Origin of the sequence: Streptococcus sp. 263_SSPC, from assembly GCF_001071995.1 — a bacterium.
Taxonomy (GTDB): domain Bacteria; phylum Bacillota; class Bacilli; order Lactobacillales; family Aerococcaceae; genus Granulicatella.
On record NZ_JVNU01000052.1, the window covers coordinates 1 to 3,857 of the forward strand.

At 38.5% G+C, this 3,857-nt stretch carries 5 protein-coding genes; all 5 read left to right on the top strand.

What is annotated here, in order from left to right; all coding sequences use genetic code 11:
- The coding region (locus tag ADH02_RS08020) for an AAA family ATPase (RefSeq protein WP_048783459.1) at window positions 1–561 on the top strand (561 nt) is incomplete at its 5' end.
- Window positions 562–581: 20 nt separating this feature from the next.
- Window positions 582–1,091, top strand: a complete 510-nt coding sequence (locus tag ADH02_RS08025; protein ID WP_048782022.1) for a hypothetical protein — start codon at window positions 582–584, stop codon at window positions 1,089–1,091.
- 15 nt (window positions 1,092–1,106) lie between these two features.
- Entirely contained in the window at window positions 1,107–1,928 is an 822-nt protein-coding gene (locus ADH02_RS08030; RefSeq protein ID WP_048782023.1) for a bifunctional DNA primase/polymerase, read from the top strand.
- A 2-nt stretch (window positions 1,929–1,930) separates the two neighbouring features.
- Window positions 1,931–3,256 (top strand): virulence-associated E family protein, encoded by a 1,326-nt coding sequence (locus tag ADH02_RS08035; protein ID WP_048784021.1) that lies wholly within the window; start codon window positions 1,931–1,933, stop codon window positions 3,254–3,256.
- Between the two features lie 314 nt (window positions 3,257–3,570).
- On the top strand, window positions 3,571–3,857 hold a 287-nt coding region (locus ADH02_RS08040), incomplete at its 3' end, for a hypothetical protein (protein WP_048783455.1).

Genomic DNA, 3,857 nt, shown 5'->3' on the forward strand with positions numbered 1-3,857 from the left:
TTAGCTCTACAAACGCAAGAACATTCATACGAGACAGTCGTAATCGATGTTATCGACGATGTTATCGAGATGATTAAAATCGCTGTGTGTGATGAGCTAACTCCACCAGGGAAACCTCGATTGAAGTCGTTGTCTGAAATCCCATACGGGAAAGGTTATGACTTCTTCAACCAGGCTATTACGGAACTGGTTATTGACCTCAAAGCATTACCGATGAATGTGATTTACATCAGCCGTCAAATCTCAGAATATGACGATAACGGAAATGCTACTAAAGACAAACCAAGCTTGAAAGATAAGTACGTGAACCTTATCAACGGGAATTCAGATTTAATGATCCACACAGAAAAAATCGGGAATAACTACAATCGTGAAGTCGACAGAAAACGTAAGACTTACTATGCGGACCAGGTGGATGACAAAGCGATTTTGAAAATTTTATCAACAATCAGAGGCGCAGTTGAACCACCTCGTAAGCAACAAGCAGCAACAAAGTCAGCTGCAAAACCAACAAAACAGGAAACTGTTGAAGTTTCTAATAACGAAGATGAATTATTTTAAAACTAAAGGAGAAATGAAAAATGAGTTTATTAAGTATTGCAAAGAAAATTAAAGAAGATGGATTTGACCCTCGTAAAGATAGCGTGAACGGACCTGCAGCGTTACCAGCCGGTGATTACACAGTTGTATTAAAACGAGTACAATTTAACATTGCACCAAGCGGATGGGAAAGTTTAGGGTTCACGTTTGAAGTCCGTGAAGGTGAATTTAACGGACGTACTGAATATGTATCTTTTGGAACATTATCTGAATGGAACGGCAAAGACCTTTCTTGGTCAGTAGAACGAACAATCAAGTTCTTTACTAAAGCGATTGAACTTGCTGGAGATAAAGTTATGAAGAACGACTTCGAAGACGGAAGAGCATTAGCTGATGCATTAGAACGTAAAGCAGTTGGTTCTTACTTCACATTAAAAATCCTAGAAACAAAAGGTAAAGAAGACAAAGTATATCGCAACTATGATATTGAAGAAAATGCTGAAAATGCGATGAATACAGTTGTTGTAGAAGAAGACGATTTACCTTTCTAAAAATAAGGTGATCTCATGCATTCAATGAAAGAATATGCGCTGTTGTATCAGCAAAAAGGGTTTTCGGTCATCCCGATTAGTTCTACAACTAAAAGACCATTAATTGAATTTGCGGATAAACCACCTCTTGATGCTGATGGAATTAACGAAGTTTGGAGTAAATATCCAAATGCAAACATCGCACTAAGGACTACAAATTTCTTCGTGATTGATATTGACAAACACGGACAAACCAGTGGATTTGATTCGTTGAAGAATTGGGAACATTTAAACCTAATCGAACCCACACTTCAAGCTAAGACGGCATCAGGAGGTAAGCACCTATTCTATTTCAAGCGTGATGATATCCACATCAGTCAAATGATTGGATTCCTACCAGGAGTGGATATCAAAGCGCATGAAAACAATTATGTGTTGGTTGCTCCTTCTGCAACGGATAAAGGGCAATATGAATGGGACATGGAAAAATCTCCCGAAAAAGGAACGATGATTACTCCCTCCAGAGCGTTGATTGAAGCCATCATTCAACAATACAAAATCACCAACGGGCGTGAATTTGATTACAGCGACGGGTTGAGGTCGTGGGTTAGTAAGGGTCGGACATCTGGAAAGACAAAAACGACAGAACTGTTTGAAATCATCGCCAATGGATTAGGGGATGAAGGGAATCGTAATGATAAGCTTGCTAAATTTGTGGGTGGGCTTTTATGGCGAGGAGTGGACGAGATGGATGTGTTGACGTTAGCTAAAATAGCTAATACCAACACTCCAAACCCACTATCGATGCAAGAATTAGAAAGAACAGTAGTAAGTATGATTAACAAAGATAGGAGGTGATTGTGATTGGCGAAGTAGTGAGTTTTTATAAGGATTATGAACCGATAAAAAATAGCAATGGAACTTTAAAAACGAACAGTCCAGTAAATGTGTTGAACGCATTTCGAGCTGATGATCAGTTAAATCTCTATCTGAAGCATAACGAATTCTCCCAAGAGCACGAATTAACAAGAGATATCCAACTTGGAAACACGCTTCTGAAAAAAGGAGAGCTGCCTTCGAATTTCGAATCAGTTGTTAAGGTTTATTTTGAGAATGTCACTGGTGCAGCATTTACAGCTCAAGCGATGATTGACGGCATGGAAACCTTCTTATCTGAACGGTCCTACAATCCAGTGAAAGAGTATATGGAAGAAGCTGAGAAAGGCTGGGATAAACGCAAACGCATTGGACAAATGCTGCAAGTCTATTTAGGAGCTAACCAAGACCCTCTAGTGTCTAAAATCGCTGAAATGTGGATGGTAGGCGCTGTTGCTAAAGTATATGAACCTTATGCCAAATTTGACTACGTTCTGGACCTAGTTGGCGGTCAAGGTGTTGGTAAAACCTCCTTTTTACAAAAGTTAGGTGGGCATTGGTACACGGACGCAGTCACTGATTTTGCAAACAAAGACAACTACGACATCATGTTGAAACATCTAATCGTGAACGATGACGAAATGGTCGCTAGTGACCGGATGAGTTTCGCAGAAACAAAATCGTTCATTTCAAAAACGAGTTTACGATTCAGAAAACCGTATATGCGCAGAACGCAAGAGTTCGCAAAAAACTTCGTTCTAGCACGTACAAGCAATCACGTTGAATACCTCAAGGATAAAACAGGCGAGCGCAGGTTCTTACCTGTACTAGCAAGCAACGACAAACAGAAAAAGCATCCTATGAAGATAACGGATGAAGTCGTGAAACAAATTTGGGGTGAAGCCGTCACCCTTTATAAAAGCGGTGTGGATTTGATGTTTGATGAAGAAACGGAAGCTGAATTAGTTGAATATCGTGAGCAATTCATGTTCAGAGATGAGATTGAACTTCAAATTCTTCAGTACTTGGAAATGCCCGTTCCTAAGGATTGGGAAACAAGAACAACAACTGATCAGTATATTTACACGACTAAATATTTTGCAAACAGTCCTGACTGGACTTCAGGTGGACAAACGATGAATCGAGTGGCTACTCGGGAGATTATGTTCAATCTATTCCATAAAGAATCGAACGACCAAAAACTATCTCGAAAGATAAGTTTTATTATGGATAATTTACTAGATTGGAAGAAAGAACGATTCAGAGTCAACGGAAAATTAATAAGAGGTTATCAAAGAATTATTACCTAATTTGTGACACGTACTGGTGTCACAAAACTAAAAACGTGTCACACTTGTGACTCGTTGTGCCGGCAATGTGACACGTTTTTTTAAAATGGTGTCACACTTCAAAATGTTGTTACATCAACGTTTATAGATACTTTTTTATATATATGTGACACCTGTGACATGTTTTTTAGTAAAAAAGTAAAAAGTAAGTATAAAAGCCTATTAAATCAACATTCTTATATTTATATTTTATATTTTTCAAAAAAACGTGTCACACATGTCACACGTGTCACAGGTCATGAATTAGAAGAAAAAATAGCAAAGGAGCGATGCTCATGAATAGTATAAAAATGTATGTCATTAGAGACGCGAAGAGTCCTCAATGGTACTTCCAACATATCGAAGATTACTCAAGCATGATGGGATATCTTGCAAAGAACCATCCACGATATACGCATAAATTTACAACTGATATTAAACAAGCGATGCACTTTGGAACGACGAATGAAGTCTTGGAATTTATTAAAGAACATTCTATCGAAGGGACTATCGTTAAGGACCCGTATCAAGAACGAATTAGCAAAACGGCATTTAAGTACATGGGTGAGAATTACGGTGAAGC